The sequence below is a fragment of the Synechococcus sp. CCAP 1479/9 genome (assembly GCF_019038535.1).
Lineage (GTDB): Bacteria > Cyanobacteriota > Cyanobacteriia > PCC-6307 > Cyanobiaceae > Cyanobium.
Window position 1 is genome coordinate 21,534 of record NZ_JAFKRK010000002.1, and the last position, 17,391, is coordinate 38,924.

Sequence of the window (17,391 nt, forward strand, 5' to 3'; positions counted from 1 at the left end):
CAGGCGCAGCTCTCTGGCCATCCTTCCCAGACCGTTGCATCCGTTGTCCAGCTCCCCGCCGCTTCGGATGGTCTTTCCTCAGACCCATCACGGAGCCAGGCAGGTTCGGGAGGATCAGAGCTCCATGTGGATCGTCAACTGCGCGATGACGTCTCCGCAACCCATCTCGCTCCCCAGGCGTCTGAATCGGTGGATCCCCAGGCATTGACGCCCCTCGCCATTGAGATTCCCCATGCCTTCCCTTCCTTGCAGGGGGTGATCAGCCAGTTCCCCGTGGCCTTGGACCTGCCCTACTTCATCGCCGAGCGCGCCCCATCCCCCACTCGCCTCCCCACCTCGGAGGTGCCCCAACCCGAGGCCATGGCCGGGGCACCAGCGGGGCTCTCGCCGCTGGACCTGACCCAGCAGGCTTCCCCCACGGCGCAACCCCTTGATCCGGCATATCTACGGCGCGACTTTCCGATCCTGCAGGAGCGCATCCACGGGCGGCAACTGGTGTGGCTTGACAACGGCGCTACCACCCAGAAGCCACTGGCGGTGATCAAGCGGCTGGAGCGTTTTTACCGCAGCGAAAACTCCAACATCCACCGGGCGGCCCATGAACTGGCGGCGCGCGCCACCGAGGCCTATGAGCAGGCCCGCGCCACCAGTGCCCGCTTTCTGCACGCGGCCAGCAGCGAGGAGATCGTGTTCCTCAGGGGCACCACCGAGGCGATCAATCTGGTAGCGCAGTCCTGGGGTCGGCACACCATCGAGCCGGGCGATGAGATCGTGCTCACCCATCTCGAGCATCACGCCAACATCGTGCCCTGGCAGCAGTTGGCCCATGAGAAGGGAGCCCGGCTGCGGATCGCCCCAGTGGATGACACCGGCCAGGTGATCCTGGAGGCGTACGAGCATCTGTTCAACTCCCGCACGAAGCTGGTCGCCTTCACCCAGGTTTCCAATGCCCTGGGCACGATCCCTCCCGTTGAGGAGATGATCGCGATCGCCCATCGGCATGGTGCCCTGGTCCTGCTGGACGGAGCCCAGGGCATTGCCCACACGCCGGTGGATGTGCAGGCCCTGGACGTGGATTTCTATGTGTTCTCGGGTCACAAGATCTACGGACCCACCGGCATCGGCGTTCTCTACGCCAAGCGGGATCTGCTGCGTTCCATGCCCCCCTGGCAGGGGGGCGGCAACATGATCCGCGACGTCACCTTTGAGCGCACCCTTTACCAGGATCCGCCCCAGCGCTTCGAGGCCGGTACCGGCAACATCGCGGACGCCGTGGGTCTGGCCACGGCCCTGGAGTACGTGGAGAGGATCGGCATGCACGCGATCGAGAGGGCGGAGCAGGATCTGCTGGCCTATGCCACGCCTCTGCTGCTCGCCATTCCGGGCCTGCGGTTGTTCGGTCGTGCGGATCACAAGGCTGGCGTGCTCTCGTTCCTGCTCGATGGGCAGGCTCCCGAGGCGGTGGGGTCGGCTCTCAATCAGGAGGGAATCGCCGTCCGCGCTGGCCACCACTGTGCCCAGCCGATCCTGCGTCGCTTTGGCGTGGAGAGCACCGTGCGGGCGACGTTGGGTCTTTACAACACCCACAGTGACGTGGATGCCCTGGTGGCCGCGCTGCGGCGCCTGGCTGCCTGAGCTGCCGTCTCTCCCAGATCGGCCTGCCAGGAGAATCGGGCTGGTCGGTGTACGAGCTGATTCAAGAATGAGTGGCCAGAACTACATCGGAACCCCATCTTGTTCTTCCTTCTCAGGATCAGGCTCTGAAGCGCATATCCGCCCATGTGGTTGAAACTACAATGGCCATGAATGCGATGACCTTTTGTGAAGTCAATGGAAGAATAACAGGCCCTTGGCGACGAGAATGTCTGTGCGCGATGAACCCTTCTTGCCGGATCTTTCGGCCGGAGAGGTACGCGTTCTTCAAACAACCTCATCCCCGCATCGGGAGAAGTAGTCACTGTCATGACCTACGACGCTTTCACCAAACTCATCGCCCAGGCAGATGTCCGCGGCGAGTTCCTCAATTCCGGCCAGCTGGACGCTCTTTCCGGCGTCGTCGCCGACAGTTTCAAGCGTCTGGATGCCGTGAACCGGATCACCTCCAGCGCCTCCACGCTCGTCACCAACGCGGCCCGCGAGCTGTTCGCCCAGCAGCCTGCCCTAATCGCCCCCGGTGGCAACGCCTACACCCACCGTCGCGTCGCCGCCTGCCTGCGCGACCTCGACATCATTCTCCGCTATGTCACTTATGCGGTCTATCTCGGTGACGCGTCGGTGCTTGAGGACCGCTGCCTCAACGGTCTGCGCGAGACCTATCTGGCCCTGGGAGTGCCCGGAGCGTCGGTGGCCGAAGGCGTCCGCCTGATCAAGGGCGCAGCGATCGATCTGGTGCTCGACCGCAACGGCATCACCCAGGGGGACTGCTCCGCGCTGGCCTCTGAGATCGGCACCTACTTCGACCGCGCCGCCGCTGCCGTCAGCTGACGGCCTCCCACCCATTCACCTCTGCCATTCATCCCGTCATGTCCAAGACTCCCCTCACCGAAGCCGTTGCTGCCGCCGATTCCCAGGGCCGGTACCTCAGCAACACGGAGCTGAATGCCGCCTTCGGTCGCTACGAGCGCGCCAAGAATGCCCTCGAGGCCGCCAAGGCGCTCACCGCCAAGGCTGATGAACTCGTCAACGGTGCCGCCCAGGCCGTCTACAACAAGTTCCCCTACACCACCCAGCTCCAGGGCAACAACTACGCCTTCGACGCCCGAGGCAAGGCCAAGTGCTCCCGTGACATCGGCTACTACCTGCGTCACATCACTTACTCCCTCGTCGCCGGCGGCACGGGCCCCCTCGACGAGTACCTGATCGCCGGTCTCGATGAAATCAACCGCGCCTTCGAACTCTCCCCCTCCTGGTACGTGGAAGCCCTGAACCACATCAAGGCCAACCACGGCATCAGCGGAGACCCCGGCGTCATCGCCAACAACTACATCGACTACGCGATCAACGCACTCATCTGAGACCCTGCGTCCCGCCGTGCCACCGGGGCCCTCCAAGGGCCCCTTTTTTCGGGGGCTTCTGGCCCATGGCGCCACCATCCATCCCCTCAGAACCCCGCCTCATCGAGCATGCCCCGCAGCACCTCGGCGCTGTGGCGCAGCTGCCCCGTCTCCTTCTCACTCAGGGCCATCTGCACCAGGGCGGCGGCGCCGCTGTCGTTGACGATCGTGGGCAGGCTGAGGCAGACATCGGGCAGGCCGTAGTGGCCGTGGCTGCGGCTGCTCACCGTGAGCATCTGGTCCTTGCTGCGCAGCACCGCCTCGACGATCTCGGCGGTGGCCAGCCCGATCGCCCAGGAGGTGCTGCCCTTGAGCCGGATGATCTCGTAGGCCGCCTGGCGTACCTCGCTGTGGAAGAGCTCCTGGAGCTCAGGGTCCTCCAGGGTGCGGCTGCCCTCCCAGCCCCCATCCACCAGCCCCGAGCCAGCCACCACCACCCGGCTCCAGACCGGCACCTCCGAATCACCGTGTTCGCCGATCACCCAGGCCTGGACGTCGTGGGGATCGATCCCCAGCCGGCGACTGATGGCCATGCGGAAACGGGCGGAATCGAGCACGGTGCCCGAGCCGATCACCCGGTGGGCGGGGAAACCGCTCAGCTGACCGGCGATATGGGTCAGCACATCCACCGGGTTGCTCACCACCAGCAGCACCGCCCGGGGGCAGTGGAGGGCGATCGGCGGCACGAGCCTGCGGAACAGAGCCGCATTGCGCTCGATCAGCTCCCGCCGTGACTGGCCCGGCTGCTGGGCCACGCCGGCGGTGATCACCACCAGATCGGCATCCCGTCCCTCGTCCTCCACGCTCCCGGCCCGCAGATCGGTGCGGGGCAGGAACGGCAGGCCATGGCAGAGGTCCATCACCTCCCCCTCCAGCCGATCATGGGCCACATCCACCAGCACCAGCTCCTCCTGGCAGCCCCGGTGCAGGATCGCCACGGCGCAGGCCATGCCCACGGCGCCGCAGCCCACGATCACCACCTTGCGGCCGGGGAGGGTGCGCCCCCGCGCCTGGGCGCCGGTGGGCAGCAGCAGGTTGCAGAAAGGGGCGGCGGAGGTGCCGCCGACGGCCGGGGTGAGATCAGGCACCGGCGGCAGGGGCCTGGGGGTGGCTCGAACGGGTCGTAGCGGTTGGGTTCGTTGCGGTCGGGTTCACTGCGCCTCCGCCCTGGGAATCGGGCCGTCAGCCCAACGGAAACACCCCCGAGCGTCGCTGTCATGGCTCCGGGACCACAGCCGGGGGTGTTCCCCGCGTCCGGCCACCGATGGCCCCTGGTGCCGGACTTCCCCCTCTAGCCCCTGTCGGCGCGAGCGCTGCTGGTGGCGGCGGATGGCGCCCGGGGCGGCAGCGCGCCCGCCCGCTCCTGCAGCCAGCCCGTCGGCAGAGCGAGGCTGCCGGCGCAGCCGCCGAAGCGCAGTTGCAGCCAGGTGATCACCGCCGCGTCGCCGGCCACGACCGCTTCGATGGGCCCCTGTGCACTCCCCGGGTCCTGGTGTTTCGCAGGGGGATGGCGGAAGGCCTGAGCCAGGTGCAGCTCCTCCACCAGATCCTGTCCCAGATACCAGAGCTCCACGTCCGCGCCCTTGCGCTGGCGGCGTTCCTCGATCAGTTCCCGCAGCTGGCCGTCCCCGCTGAGCTGCCCCAGCGGGGCCACCAGAAAGGAGAGGGAGCGCATGGGCGCGGTGGGTGGGGCCAGGGTGGTGGCGGACATGGCGGGGCGGGGTGCGGAGGGGACGGAGGTGGAGAGCGGATGCGGTGGATGCAACGAAATTGTCTCCACAGAAGCATGGAACAACAGTACCGTTATATCGTAGGCATCAGCGCCCCTCCCGGGTTCGTTCTCCCCCAGCGCCGTTCCCCATGACCACCGCCATCCCTGTCGCCATCTCCGACCACGCCGGCCCCGCCGATGTTCTCGCCCGCAAGGGGTTCGGCCCCAGGGTGCGCCGGCTCCATGGCCGCATCGGTGCCGCCCACCACCAGGCCGAGGGCATGACCTTCTCCCGGTCGCTGCTGGCGGGGCAGGCCCACCCACGCCAGCTTGCGGCCCTGATCCGTTCCCTCGCCCCCGCCTACGGTCTGATCGAGGCCCGGGGCCCCCTGCTGGCGGCCGCCCTGGGAGCCGAGGGTTTCCCCTGGGCCGACCTGGCCCGCAGCCAGGCCCTGCACCAGGACATCGCCCGGCTGGCCGTTGTCCCCGCCACGCCCGCTTCCGCGGCGGCCGCGATCTGGCTGGAGCATCTGCAGCGCCTGGCCCAGCAGGCTCCGCACCGCTTCATGGCCCACGTCTACGTGCGCTACGGCGGCGATCTCTCCGGTGGCCAGCAGCTGGCCGAGCAGGCCAACGCCATCCTCGCTGGCCAGGGCCTGCCGCCCCTGCAGTTCTGGGCGTTCCAGCGCCCCATCCCCGGGCTGAAGCAGGAACTCCATGACGCCATCGAACGGATGGACCTCAGCGCCGACGAGGAGCTGGAACTGCTGGAGGAATCGGTGATCGCCTTCCACGACACCCAGCGGCTGCTGGCGGAGCTGGGGGAGCTCGCCGCCTAGCCGCCCCGCCCCTCTCCCCCCTTTCCTCCCGCCACACCCCATCCCCTCCCATGACCCCTGCGGCCACCGTTTCCCCGCGTCCCACCACCCCGATCGATCTGCTGCTCAAGCACGACCGGCCCGTCCCCCGCTACACGAGCTATCCCACGGCCGCCGCGTTCCACGGAGGCGTCAGTGCGGCCGACCTGGAGGCCCAGCTGGCCCGCCCCACTGAGGCGCCGCTGTCGCTCTACGTGCACGTGCCCTTCTGTCGCAACGCCTGCTGGTTCTGCGGCTGCAACCGCATCACCACCGGCGCCGGTTCGAAGGTGGTGGATCCCTATCTGGAGGCCCTGGCGGCGGAACTGGAGCTGATCAGCCGCCACTCCGGCCAGCGGCGGCGCCTCGCCCAGCTGCACTGGGGCGGGGGCACCCCCAACTACCTGACGATCCCCGAGCGCCAGCGGCTCTGGGAGCTGGTCGAGCGCCACTTCGATCTGGAGAGGGATCTGGAGGCCTCGATCGAGGTGAATCCGGAGGCCCTCAGCCGGGAGGATGTGATGGAGCTGCGCCGCCTGGGTTTCTCCCGGATCAGCTTCGGCATCCAGGATGCCGACCCCCTGGTGCAGCAGGCGGTGAACCGGGTGGTGCCGGTGGACCAGCTGCGCCGGGCCATGGCCTGGATGCGGGAGGCGGGTTTCGTCAGCGTCAACGTCGATCTGATCTGCGGTCTGCCGCTCCAGACGCCGGAGCGGTTCGACGCCACCCTGGCCCTGGTGCAGGACCTGCGCCCCGATCGGGTGTCCCTGTTCTCCTTCGCCTACCTGCCCGAGCAGCTCCCCCTGCAGCGGAAAATTGCCGCCGAGGATCTGCCCAGCCAGCGTCAGCGGTTGCAGATGTTGGACAGTGCCGCCGCGCGCCTGGGCGGCTGCGGCTACGACGCCATCGGCATGGATCACTACGCCCTCTCCGGCGACAGCCTGGCCGTGGCGGCCAGAGAGGGGCGCCTGCACCGCAACTTCCAGGGCTACACCACCGGCGGGGAGCTGGAGCTGCTGGGGGTGGGCCCCACGGCGATCAGCCAGTTCCCCGGGCTCTTCAGCCAGAACCAGCGGGATCTCAAGGCCTATGCCGCCAGCATCGCCGCCGGCCAGCTGCCGGTGGAGCGGGGGCTGGTGGTGAGCGATCCGGAGGTGCTGGAGCGGCGGGAGCTGATCCGCGAGGTGATGTGCCATTTCCGGGTGGCGATCGATCCGGAGCGCTACGCCGCCGAGTGGGCCGACCTCCAGGACCTGGCCGACGACGGCCTGGTGCGGCTCAGCCAGGCCGATGGCCGGGGCCTGGTGGAGGTGACCGCCTCGGGCCGCTGGCTGATCCGCACCGTGGCGGCCGTGTTCGACCCCTCCCAGCGCCAGGCGGCCTCCGGCTCGCGGCTGATCTGAGCCGCCTCAGCAGGGTTCCAGCACGCAGTTGATCTTCAGCTCGAAGGGCACGGCGCTGGCGGGCAGTCGCAGCAGCTGGGCGGTGAGGGCGGCCAGGTCCTCGGGCTGGGTCATGGCGTCGGCGGGCAGGGCCGTCACCTGGGAGGCCATGGCGGTGTTGACCCAGCCCGGGCAGATCGCCGTCACCCGGATCCCGGCGTCCCAGCCCTCGTTGCGCATCGACTGGCACAGGGCCATCAGGGCGAACTTGCTGCACGGGTAGGCAGCCAGGGAGCCCTTCACCCGCTGGCCGCTCATCGACACCAGGGTGATCACCCGGCCGTCGCCGCTGGCCACCAGCGCCGGCCAGGCGGCCCGGGTGAGCCACCAGGGTCCCATCAGATTGACGCGCCACTGGTCCTCGATCTCCCCTTCGCCGCCCGGCCCGAACAACAGGCCCACCCGGGAGAAGAGCCCGGCGCAGTGGATCACCCCGTCGATTGCGCAGAAGTGGGCCAGCGTCGCCGCCACCCAGGCCGTCGCCTGGGCTGGGTCGCGGGCGTCATAGGGATGCACCACCACCCGGTCGCCCCCCTGGCGGGCGGACTGCCGCAGCGGGCCTTCCGGCAGGGCGGCTGGATCGCGCAGGCCGAGGCTGAGCCGATGGCCCTCGGCCAGGGCCCGTTCTGCGATCGCCCGGCCGATACCCCGGCTGGCGCCGCTGATCAGCAGGGTGCGGGTCTGCTCCATGGCCGGCGATGGCGGCGGCGGGTCCCGGAATCCTGGCGGATGGCCAGGCTGGGGGCCTGCGGAACGGCTGCGGGATGGACTGGAGCCCCACAGAAGTCCGCCGGCATCCCATCAGGAGTCCGTCAAGTGCCCACAAAAAAGGAGCTGACCGTGTTGGCCAGCTCCGGGTGATGAACGGTGGACGCGCCGGTGTCGGCGGCCGCTGCTCAGAGGGTGGATTCGCCGGATTCGCCGGTGCGGATCCGGATCACCGATTCGACCGGGGTGACGAAGAGCTTGCCGTCGCCGATCTCACCGGTGTGGGCGGCTTGGGTGATGGCGGCGATCGCCGCGTCCAGCTTGGCCGTGGGGACGACGATCTCGATCCTTGCCTTGGGCAGGAACTCGACGGTGAACTCCGTTCCCCGGTAGCGCTCGACCTGGCCTTTCTGGCGACCGAATCCACGGGAGTCGGTGACCGTCATGCCGATGATGTCAAGGGCGACGAGGGCTGTCTTGATGGCATCCACCTTGGAGGGGCGGACCATGGCCGTGATCATTTTCATGGAAGGTTTGGTCGTCAGTTGGTCATTGGATCGTACGCCTCTTCTCCGTGAGCCACGAAGTCGAGACCGCGCTCTTCCTCTTCAGGGCTGACGCGAAGTGGCATCAGAGCCCCGAGAATCCAGAGAATAATAGCCGTGCCGAGAGCGACAAATCCATAGGTGAGGATCACGGCTTTGAGCTGGGCGATGAACAGGCCGAAGTTTCCTGATTCCTCAAGAATCTTGGCCGACAAGGGGAAGTAATCGCCAGGTACAAGCGCTTTGGAAGCAAGAATGCCCGTCAGCAGAGCGCCCACGGTTCCGCCCACGCCGTGGACCATGAAGGTGTCAAGCGAATCGTCGAACTGGATGGCGGCCTTCACCCGCACGGCAACGAAGCAGGCCACCGCCGTGATGACGCCGATCAGGAGCGATTGCTCCATATAGACAAACCCGGCAGCGGGGGTAATGCCCACAAGGCCGGCAACGGCACCAGTGGCGGCGCCCACGGCCGTGGGTTTGCCATCCTTGAACCATTCGATCAGGCACCAGGTCAGCAGGGCGGCCGAGGCGGAGGTGGTGGTGGTGAGGAAGGGATAGCCCGCCGTTTTGGAGGCGAACATGCTGGCGCCGTTGAAACCGAACCAGCCGAACCACAGCAGGCCGGCCCCCAGCAGGATGAAGGGCACGTTGTGGGGCGGGCGCTTGCTGTTCGGCCAGGTGGTGCGGGGGCCGATGATGGCGGCGGCGACGAGGGCCGCCACACCGGAAGCGATGTGGACCACGGTGCCACCCGCGAAATCGATGGCGCCGATCGCTCCGAACGGACCGATGAAGCCGCCGCCCCAGACCATCTTGGCCATGGGGGAATAGATCAGCAGGCTCCAGATCAGACAGAACCAGAACCACGCCTTGAAGCTGACCCTCTCCACCAGGGCCCCGGAGATCAGGGCTGGCGTGATGATCGCGAACATGCCCTGGAACAGGGCGAAGGATGTGGCACTGATCGGGAAGCCGGCAGCCAGAGGCTGGTCGCCGAGTTCTCCGCCGACGCCATGGAGGAACATTGACCCCAGGCCACCGATGAAGGGGCTGCCGAAGCCGACGTCGAAGGCCAGGCTGTAGCCGATCACAACCCAGAGGACGCCGATGAGCCCCATCAGGAAGAAGCTCATCATCATGCAGTTCAACACGTTCTTGGGACGCGTGAAGCCGCCGTAGAAGAAGGCCAGGCCAGGGGTCATCAGCAGGACCAGGGCCGAACCCACCAACATCAGCAGGGTGTCGGCGCCATCGGTGGGAGCCAAGGCCAGGGCCGCCTTGGCCGAGCCGGCGAGCAACGGACCGATGCCGGCCCCCACCGCCAGCAGAAAGAAGGCGATTTTCCTGAGCCGTTGATCCTGAAGCCCAGCCAGAAAGCGGCCGCGAAGGCGATCGAAGGTCATCAGTGCGGATAACGCGGATGACGTCGATGCACCAGTCGGTGATCCATGCATCGGAAAAGGGGGGTGAACCTTGGGAAAGGCAGAAATCACCTTCAGTGCCTGGGTGACATGGTTGTGTAGCCAAACGAACAATCAGGCCCTCCGGCCAGTGAACGGTCACAAAAAAGCCGGGGCAGGGCCCCGGCGGGATGGTGGCGGCGGACGCTCAGATCAGGCGACGGCGGCGGCGGCGCGATCGAAGTAGGTGCCCACTTCCGACATCAGGGCGGAGCAGTCACCGGGGGTGATGCCGTTTCGATCATTGGCGATCGCGATGGCGGCGTCCTTCATCTTGCGGATGCCTTCGGCCACGGAGGCACCGGGCACGCCGAGGGCCAGGTAGGTCTCGCGCAGGCCGTTGAGGCAGCGATCCTCGAGCACGGAGGCATCGCCGGTGAAGATCGCGTAGGTGACGTAGCGCAAAACGATCTCCATGTCGCGCAGGCAGGCGGCCATGCGGCGGTGGGTGTAGGCGTTGCCGCCGGGGGCGATCAGGGCGGGCTGCTGGTCGAACAGGTCGCGGGCGGCGTTGGTGACGATCTTGGAGGCGTTCGAGGTGATGCGGTTGACCGTGTCCATCCGCTTGTTGCTCTCGGCCACCATGGCGCCCAGGGCATCGATCTGGCCGGGGCTGAGGAATTCGCCGCGGGCGTCGGCCTGGGCGACGAGCTTGGTGAAGGCGTCGAACATGGGGGCTGCTTGGAAGCGTGGAACTGAACTTTAGATTCGCCGGCCGGGGTGGTGCGAGCGCCCTGGAGCTACCGCCCCTGGCAGCTTGACTAGGGTGATTGGCCCCTAAGCCCCTGCATGGCCGGCCCCGCAGACATGCCTCCCGAGCCGATGGACTGGGGCGCGCTGGCCCTGGCCGCCGGGCCGGCGCCGAGCGATCCGAACGCAGGTCCCACCAGCCCCCAAGCCCGGCTGCGGCTCTTCGGGCACGCGGAGTCGGAGGTCCGGGTCACGCTGTATCGCGACCACCACGCCTGGTGCCCCTACTGCCAGAAGGTCTGGCTGTGGCTGGAGGAGAAACGGGTTCCCCATCGGACCCGCAAGGTGACGATGTTCTGCTACGGGCGGAAGGAGCCCTGGTACACCGAGCGGGTTCCCAGCGGCATGCTGCCGGCCCTGGAGCTCGATGGTCGTCTGATCACCGAAAGCGACCGCATCCTTGAGGCCCTCGAGCAGAGCTTCGGCCCCCTGGGGCCGGCGATGCAGTCGTCCGTGGCCCTGCCGCTGCGCCAGCTGGAGCGTCAGCTGTTCCGGGCCTGGTGCCAATGGCTCTGCGTCCCGGCCCGGGGGGGCGCCGACGAGGCCCGGGGCCGGGAGGGCTTCGACCGCTGGGCCGAACGGTTCGCGAGCGCCCTCGAGGCCGAGCCGGGACCGTTTCTGGTCGGGGAGCTGGGCACGGTGGACCTGATCTTCGTGCCCTACGTCGAGCGCATGAACGCCAGCCTGGCGTACTACAAGGGCTACCTGCTGCGGGAGCGCCATCCCGCCATCGATCGCTGGTTCCGGGCTCTCGAGCAGCGCTCCACCTACCTCGGCACCCAGAGCGACTTCCACACCCACGCCCATGACCTGCCTCCCCAGATGGGAGGGTGTTACGCCAGCGGCAGCGCCGAGCAGCGGAATCTCGCCGACCGCATCGACGCCGGCCCCTGGCCGATCGTGGCCCCACCCGGGTCCGATCCCGAGACCAGCCAGGGCGAGCCGGCCGATGCGGCCGCCGTGGCCCTGGGCCGGGTGCTCCGGCACCGGGGGCCCCTCCTGGCGCGCAATCCCCTCGGATCCGATGGCTTCGACCGGCCGTTGCGCTGCGCCCTCACCCGGCTGATCACGGGCCAGGATTGCCCGCCTCCCCCCGGGTCGGCCCGTGGTCTGCGCTACCTGCGGGATCGCGTCAGCGTGCCCAGGGACATGCCACTGCACGCGGCCCGCCTGCTGCGCCGCTCCCTGGAGGCCACGGCCCGTCTCGATCCGGCCGCTCCCTCGGCGGCGGGGGAGCCGATCCCCGTGCAGCATCGCCGCGACCAGGACCCGTCCCCCTTCCTTGCCGCCGCGAGCCGGCCCCTCGGCACCGCCCCCTAACGTTGGCCTCGATGGTGTTGGAGGCCATGGCAGGCATTTCGGGTCGTGCTTCCCTGGGGGGCCTCAGCCGGGTGGTGCCGCCGCTGGCGGCGCTGAGCCTGGCCGTTGCGGCCGGCGCTCCCGCCGTCCAGGCCCTGGAACTGGGCGGTCGCACCCAGTTCGTGCGGGCCCCCTGGAAGGTCACCCTCACCAGCTACACCACCAACGTGGGCCAGTCGCCCGCGGAGTACTTCTTCACCCTCAGCCTTGATGAGGGGGCGGGGGCCTCCCTCGGCGGCCTGACCATCCAGCAGACCCGAGGTGCCGACTGGCAGTTCCCGTTTGCCGTCGAGCGGACCCGCGCCTTTCTCGGGTTGCCCCGAAGTGAGGGGCGCCGGATCCCGGTGCAGGCCGCGTTCGATCCTGCTGCCCGGCGTTTCGACCTCAGCTTCCCCGAGCCCGTCCCTCCCGGCGCGACGGTGACGGTGTCGGTGCGGCCCTGGTTCAACCCCGTCCAGGCCGACACCTACCTGTTCCAGGTGACGGCGATCCCGGCCGGCCCCGGGCCGGTGCCCAGCCCGGTGGGGGTGGGGACCCTGAGGATCTACCAGCCCAATGATTGGTGAGTGAATCGGCCGGTGTCGCTGGGCAGGCGCCAGGATGGGGGTCCCTGATGACGCCCACGATGCAGGCCAGCTGGAACGGAAAGGTGATCGCCAGCAGTGACGACATCGTGACGGTGGAAGGCAACGCCTACTTCCCGGCCGATGCCCTCGACCCAGCCTGCACCCGCCCCTCCAGCCACCGCTCCTTCTGCGGCTGGAAGGGGGAAGCGCACTATTACGACCTGATCGTCGACGGCAAGGAGAATGCCAATGCCGTCTGGTACTACCCGGAGCCGAAGGAAGCGGCCAGCAACATCCGGGGGCGGGTGGCGTTCTGGAAGGGTGTGACGGTGGCCTGAGGCCTGCTCAGCTTTCCGGGTATCAGCTGCCGGGATACCGGAGGGTGCGCCACTCACCGCTCAGGGTGCTCACCTCCACGCCGATGCCGACGGGACCCTGCACCGGGCCGAATTCCTCCTGCCACCAATGGAGCGCCTCGGTCCAGGCGGCATCCAGGGAGTCGTAAAGGTCGTCGAGGATGGGATGGGGATCACCCTGCTGATCCACCAGCCGGTAGGTGCGGCACGTCTGGACGTTGCTACGCGTCTGGGCGCTGCTGCGCGAGCGGGAGGACTGAGGTAAGGAGATCGCCACGTCTTGCCTCTAATACAGGATTGGCATTCTGGCCCCTGTGCCAGATCCGAACTGTCACCTTCACAACATCTTTCGGTGTTGCTCCGCAACCGGCGTCGCGGCGGTATCGCGGGTCGGCGGGCGCTTCCGTCCCGTGCGATGGCTCACCTGGCGGCTGCGCTCCTGGTAGCGGTGGACCACCGGCAGGCGCTCCTCCTGGTAAGCCTGCAGCGCCAGCTGCGGTGTGGCGGCGGCGCCGGGCGCCAGCTGGGCCGCCAGGGCCACCGCATCCTCCAGTCCCGCCGTCATCCCCCTGGCCTGGGAGGAGCTCATGGCGTGGGCGGCATCGCCGATCAGGGCCACCCGCCCGGCGACGAGGGCAGGCAGGGGGTCGATGTCGAACGACCAGTTGGCCACCACCCCTTCCGGGGCCGTGGCGGCGATCACCGCGGCCGCATCGGCGGGAAGCTTGGCGAGGGCGGCGGCGGGCACCCCCTCTTCCAGCAGCCTCTGTCGGGTCTCCCGATCATCGGGGAGCTCCTCCTCCTGGAAGAAGCCCCAGTGGGTGCGCCCCCGCCCCTCCCCGTCGGGGCCCAGATCAAAGAAGTTGGCGTAGATGCCCCGGCCCCGGGCGTAGACGAAGAAATCCCCGTCGGTGCAGAAGGTCGCGTCCGTCACCACCCCCCGCCAGACCCGATCCCCCAGGTACTGCAGGCGTCGCTCCGGGCAGAGCAGGGCCGCCACCCGGGAGAAGATCCCATCGGCCCCCACCAGCAGATCGCCCGTCCATTGGCGGCCATCGGCAAAGCGGGCCTCGACGCCGTCCTCGCTCTGGCTCCAGCTGACGAGTGCATGGTCGCCGTGGAAGCAGGCGGGATCGAGATGGCGCCAGAGGGCGTCGAGGATGGCGCGGCGGTGGATCAGCAGGGAGGGCAGCTCCCCCGCCTGCCGTTCCGCCGGGCTGGCCTCGATCAGGTCGCCCCTGAGGTTGCGGAACACGAACCGCTGCACGGGATGGCCGCCCGCCAGCAGGTCGTCGAGCAGGCCCGGGACGGCGGCCGCCGCCACCGCCTCCACACCGCTCTTCACCAGCAGGATGCCGCAGCCCTCGGTGCGCAGCCGCCCGGAGCGCTCGAACAGGGAGACGCGGTGGCCCTGGCGCTGCAGCATCAGGGCGAGCAACAGGCCGGAGCTGCCGGCCCCCACCACGGCGATGCGGAGGCCGGCGGGGGCGGAACTCATGCGCTCACGGCGGGCTCCAGGATGCTGGCATGGAGAACGTCCATCACCTCGAGGACCTTGGTGGTCTCCTCCGGGTCGAGGCGCAGGGTGCCGGCCAGGTCGGCGAGGATCGCCTGCTCCTGGTCCTGCAGGGGGCCGTCGGAGCGCATGATCTCCGCCGCCACCGCATAGGCCGTGTGCCGCTGCCGGTCGTCCAGCACCGCGGCCGCCTCCTCCATCAGGCCGATCGCCCCCTTGGCCCGCAGGCCCTGGAGCAGCGTGTCCATCAGGCTGATCATCTCCTTGTCGCTTCTTCCCTTGAAGGGGGCGCGGTAGTCGAGGGCGTGGCGTAGGGCCCGTGTGCCCGCCATGGTGAGGGCCCCGTCCCAGGAGACGGCGGCGAGAGCCACCGCGGCGAAGGCCGTAGGTGCGTCCATGGACAAAACGTCGAAAGCATGGGAACACCCGTCATCGTTCGCTCCAGGGGTGCCTGTCAGTGGCCGATGTGACCGAATCCGGGAAAAGCTCCCCCGTCGCCGTCCGGTCCTCAGCGCTTCGAGGCCGCTCCACCGGAGGCCCCGCCTTCGCGGCACAGCTTCAGATAGAGGGCATCCGGCTCCTGGTAGCGGGCCGGGCGGCAGTCGTGCAGACGGGCCAGCTGCTGCCAGCAGACGGTCCGCTGCACGTTCTTGAGACTCTTCCCTTCCCGCACCAGCATCCGCATGGCCCGGCAGTAGGAGCCGTAGTGCTCATCCAGATCCGGGAGGTCGGCGGGAACGCTCATGCAACGACTCCAGCACCTCCGCTCGGCCAGTGACTGTGCCGATGGGAACCAAGCGTGCAGATCTTGAGGTCTCCCCCCGTGGGGCCAAAAAAAGGAGGGCCCCGAAAGGCCCTCCCCGCAGCGGAACGTGCGCCGTTCAGCGGATGAACAGCATCTCCTGGTACGAGGGCAGGGGCCACAGGTTGTCGTCCACCAGGGCCTCGAGACCATCGACCGCCTCCCGCAGCTGGTGCATCAGCGGCATCAGGGTGTCGGCCGAGTAGCGCATGTGGGCGATGGTGCCGTGGGGGGCGTTGCTGATGGCGCTCTCGAGGGCACCGCTCAGTTCCATCAGTTTGGCGCTGAGGGACGCCACCTTGTGCTGGGTTTCCGGGGACACCTGGAGACCCATGGAGGTCTGCAGCTGCAGGGAGCTGGCCAGCTCACCCAGGTAGCGCATGGCGGCCGGGTAGATCTGGGTCTGGGCGATCTGCACCGCCAGCTTGGCCTCGACGTCGATGGCCAGCACGTACTGCTCGGCGTAGACCTCGAAGCGGCTTTCCAGCTCCAGGGGGGTGAGCACACCCTGCTGGGCGAACAGGTCGCGCACTTCAGGCCGCTGCAGCACGGGCAAGGAATCGGCCGTGGTGGGCAGGTTCTCCAGGCCCCGCTCCTCCACGGCGATGCGGTGCCACTCGCTGGAGTAGCCGTCGCCGCCGAAGACCACGTTGCCGTGGTCGGTCATGATCTGCTTGAGCACGGAGAAGGCGGCGCCCGGCAGGCTTTCGCCGGCGGCCATCTTCTGCTCCAGCTGGTCGCTGACGTAGGCGAGCGAATCGGCCAGGATCGTGTTCATGGCCACCAGGGGGCCCGCCACCGACTGGTTGGAGCCGACGGCCCGGAACTCGAAGCGGTTGCCGGTGAAGGCGAAGGGGGAGGTGCGGTTGCGGTCGCCGGGATCCTTGGGGAACTCGGGCAGGGTGTCGACACCCAGCTGCATGACGCCGGCATGGGTGGAGCCCGTCACGTCGCCTTCCTTGATCTGGCGGAACACGTCCTCCAGCTGGCTGCCCAGGTAGACGGAGATGATCGCCGGGGGAGCTTCGTTGGCGCCGAGGCGGTGATCGTTGCCGGCGGTGGCCACCACGGCCCGCATCAGGGGGCCGAACTTGTGCACCCCGCGGATGACGGCGCCGCAGAACAGCAGGAACTGCATGTTCTCGTGGGGGGTGCTGCCGGGATCCAGCAGGTTGCCCTGGGTGGGGTTGCCCACCGACCAGTTGACGTGCTTGCCGGAGCCGTTGATGCCTTCGAAGGGCTTCTCATGGAGCAGGCAGTTCATGCCGTGGCGGCGTGCCGTGCTCTTGAGAATGGTCATGATCAGCTGCTGGTGATCCGTGGCCACGTTGGCCGCCTCGAAGAACGGGGCGATCTCGAACTGGCCCGGTGCCACCTCGTTGTGGCGGGTCTTGGCGGGGATCCCCAGCTTGTACAGCTGACGTTCCACGTCCTGCATGTACACCTGCACCCGCAGGGGGATGGCGCCGAAGTAGTGGTCGTCGAACTGCTGGCCCTTGGCGGAGGGCTTGCCGAACAGGGTGCGGCCGGCCAGCAGCAGGTCGGGACGCAGGGGCACGTAGGCGCTGTCGACCAGGAAGTACTCCTGTTCGGCGCCGCAGCTGGAGTTGACCGGGGCCACCTCGGTTTCGCCGAGCAGCCGCAGCAGGCGCTGGGCCTGCTTGTTCATGGCGGCGTTGGAGCGCAGCAGGGGGGTCTTCTTGTCGAGGGCCTCGCCGGTCCAGGAGATGAAGACGGTGGGGATGCACAGGGTGAGACCGTTGGGGGTCTCCATCAGGAAGGCCGGGCTGGTGATGTCCCAGGCGGTGTAGCCGCGGGCCTCGAAGGTGGTGCGGATGCCGCCGCTGGGGAAGGAGGAGCCGTCGGGTTCGCCCTGCACCAGCACCTTGCCGGTGAACTCGGTGATCACGGAGCCGTCACCCTGCACCGAGATGAAGCCGTCGTGCTTCTCAGCGGTCGCGTTGGTCAGGGGATAGAAAACGTGGGCGTAGTAGAGGGCGCCACGGCCGGTGGCCCATTCCTTCATCGCCTGGGCGACCACGTTGGCGACCGAGACGTCGAGCTTGCCGTTCTCCTTGATGGTGCGCTGCACCGACTTGAAGATGTCCTTGGGCAGGGCCGCCTTCATCTTGGCCAGGCTGAACACGTCGCTGGCCCAGAGCTCATCCAGCGACTCGATGGGGGGGGTCACCACCGGCGGGCGCTGGTGAATCTCCTGAATGGCGGCGAAGCGTTGGGGGCTGGGCATGGAAACAGCTTGGGT

19 protein-coding genes are annotated in these 17,391 nt (G+C 68.2%); 8 read left to right on the top strand and 11 right to left on the bottom strand.

Features of this window, described 5'->3' with window-relative positions:
- Positions 1 to 126: 126 nt before the first annotated feature.
- The 3 genes from KUG38_RS00635 (at position 127) to cpcA (ending at position 3,014) form a co-directional block, all read left to right on the top strand.
- Positions 127 to 1,635 carry a SufS family cysteine desulfurase gene (locus KUG38_RS00635; RefSeq protein WP_353617672.1) on the top strand — a complete coding sequence of 503 codons (1,509 nt, stop codon included), beginning with the start codon at positions 127 to 129 and terminating at the stop codon, positions 1,633 to 1,635.
- Positions 1,636 to 1,962: 327 nt separating this feature from the next.
- The gene (cpcB, locus tag KUG38_RS00640; RefSeq protein ID WP_106222827.1) at positions 1,963 to 2,484 is read left to right on the top strand and encodes a C-phycocyanin subunit beta; all 522 of its coding nucleotides are present in this window, start codon (positions 1,963 to 1,965) and stop codon (positions 2,482 to 2,484) included.
- A gap of 38 nt (positions 2,485 to 2,522) precedes the next feature.
- Positions 2,523 to 3,014: a C-phycocyanin subunit alpha gene (gene cpcA / locus KUG38_RS00645; protein WP_106222828.1), complete on the top strand. Its 492-nt coding sequence runs from the start codon at positions 2,523 to 2,525 to the stop codon at positions 3,012 to 3,014.
- Between the two features lie 86 nt (positions 3,015 to 3,100).
- On the opposite strand, the gene KUG38_RS00650 is transcribed toward cpcA, so the two are convergent.
- Positions 3,101 to 4,141, bottom strand: coding sequence for an L-lactate dehydrogenase (locus KUG38_RS00650; protein ID WP_216918579.1), 1,041 nt, complete (start codon positions 4,139 to 4,141; stop codon positions 3,101 to 3,103).
- A gap of 203 nt (positions 4,142 to 4,344) precedes the next feature.
- The gene (locus KUG38_RS00655; RefSeq protein ID WP_286195468.1) at positions 4,345 to 4,764 is read right to left on the bottom strand and encodes a hypothetical protein; all 420 of its coding nucleotides are present in this window, start codon (positions 4,762 to 4,764) and stop codon (positions 4,345 to 4,347) included.
- 149 nt (positions 4,765 to 4,913) lie between these two features.
- On the opposite strand from KUG38_RS00655, the gene KUG38_RS00660 reads away from it, so the two are divergent.
- Positions 4,914 to 5,603 (top strand): biliverdin-producing heme oxygenase, encoded by a 690-nt coding sequence (locus KUG38_RS00660; RefSeq protein ID WP_216918580.1) that lies wholly within the window; start codon positions 4,914 to 4,916, stop codon positions 5,601 to 5,603.
- A 50-nt stretch (positions 5,604 to 5,653) separates the two neighbouring features.
- On the top strand, positions 5,654 to 7,024 hold the full coding sequence (gene hemN / locus KUG38_RS00665) for an oxygen-independent coproporphyrinogen III oxidase (protein ID WP_216918581.1): 1,371 nt from the start codon (positions 5,654 to 5,656) through the stop codon (positions 7,022 to 7,024).
- 6 nt (positions 7,025 to 7,030) lie between these two features.
- Here hemN and KUG38_RS00670 read toward each other — a convergent pair whose 3' ends face one another.
- The 4 genes from KUG38_RS00670 to cpcB (KUG38_RS00685) all read right to left on the bottom strand — a co-directional run bounded on the left by KUG38_RS00670 (position 7,031) and on the right by cpcB (KUG38_RS00685) (position 10,451).
- Positions 7,031 to 7,753: an SDR family NAD(P)-dependent oxidoreductase gene (locus tag KUG38_RS00670; protein ID WP_216918582.1), complete on the bottom strand. Its 723-nt coding sequence runs from the start codon at positions 7,751 to 7,753 to the stop codon at positions 7,031 to 7,033.
- 206 nt (positions 7,754 to 7,959) lie between these two features.
- A complete protein-coding gene (locus KUG38_RS00675; protein ID WP_094584039.1) occupies positions 7,960 to 8,298 on the bottom strand; it encodes a P-II family nitrogen regulator in 339 nt (112 codons plus the stop codon).
- Positions 8,299 to 8,312: 14 nt separating this feature from the next.
- A complete protein-coding gene (locus tag KUG38_RS00680; protein ID WP_286195469.1) occupies positions 8,313 to 9,722 on the bottom strand; it encodes an ammonium transporter in 1,410 nt (469 codons plus the stop codon).
- 210 nt (positions 9,723 to 9,932) lie between these two features.
- Entirely contained in the window at positions 9,933 to 10,451 is a 519-nt protein-coding gene (gene cpcB, locus KUG38_RS00685) for a C-phycocyanin subunit beta (RefSeq protein WP_094584041.1), read from the bottom strand.
- 117 nt (positions 10,452 to 10,568) lie between these two features.
- On the opposite strand from cpcB (KUG38_RS00685), the gene KUG38_RS00690 reads away from it, so the two are divergent.
- The 3 genes from KUG38_RS00690 to KUG38_RS00700 are packed head-to-tail and all read left to right on the top strand — an operon-like array spanning position 10,569 to position 12,792.
- On the top strand, positions 10,569 to 11,849 hold the full coding sequence (locus KUG38_RS00690; RefSeq protein WP_216918584.1) for a glutathione S-transferase family protein: 1,281 nt from the start codon (positions 10,569 to 10,571) through the stop codon (positions 11,847 to 11,849).
- Between the two features lie 26 nt (positions 11,850 to 11,875).
- Positions 11,876 to 12,454, top strand: a complete 579-nt coding sequence (locus KUG38_RS00695) for a DUF2808 domain-containing protein (RefSeq protein ID WP_286195470.1) — start codon at positions 11,876 to 11,878, stop codon at positions 12,452 to 12,454.
- A 47-nt stretch (positions 12,455 to 12,501) separates the two neighbouring features.
- Positions 12,502 to 12,792, top strand: coding sequence for a DUF427 domain-containing protein (locus tag KUG38_RS00700; RefSeq protein WP_502988667.1), 291 nt, complete (start codon positions 12,502 to 12,504; stop codon positions 12,790 to 12,792).
- Between the two features lie 22 nt (positions 12,793 to 12,814).
- On the opposite strand, the gene KUG38_RS00705 is transcribed toward KUG38_RS00700, so the two are convergent.
- The 5 genes from KUG38_RS00705 to KUG38_RS00725 form a co-directional block, all read right to left on the bottom strand.
- On the bottom strand, positions 12,815 to 13,087 hold the full coding sequence (locus tag KUG38_RS00705) for a hypothetical protein (protein ID WP_353617673.1): 273 nt from the start codon (positions 13,085 to 13,087) through the stop codon (positions 12,815 to 12,817).
- A 60-nt stretch (positions 13,088 to 13,147) separates the two neighbouring features.
- Positions 13,148 to 14,308, bottom strand: a complete 1,161-nt coding sequence (locus tag KUG38_RS00710) for an FAD-dependent oxidoreductase (RefSeq protein ID WP_216918586.1) — start codon at positions 14,306 to 14,308, stop codon at positions 13,148 to 13,150.
- Complete coding sequence (locus KUG38_RS00715; protein WP_216918587.1) at positions 14,305 to 14,724, bottom strand: tellurite resistance TerB family protein; 420 nt, start codon at positions 14,722 to 14,724, stop codon at positions 14,305 to 14,307. Before KUG38_RS00715 ends, KUG38_RS00710 begins: the two co-directional genes overlap by 4 nt.
- 110 nt (positions 14,725 to 14,834) lie before the next feature.
- Positions 14,835 to 15,071 carry a DUF3136 domain-containing protein gene (locus tag KUG38_RS00720; protein WP_216918588.1) on the bottom strand — a complete coding sequence of 79 codons (237 nt, stop codon included), beginning with the start codon at positions 15,069 to 15,071 and terminating at the stop codon, positions 14,835 to 14,837.
- A gap of 136 nt (positions 15,072 to 15,207) precedes the next feature.
- Entirely contained in the window at positions 15,208 to 17,376 is a 2,169-nt protein-coding gene (locus KUG38_RS00725; protein ID WP_216918589.1) for a glutamine synthetase III family protein, read from the bottom strand.
- Between the last annotated feature and the right edge of the window lie 15 nt (positions 17,377 to 17,391).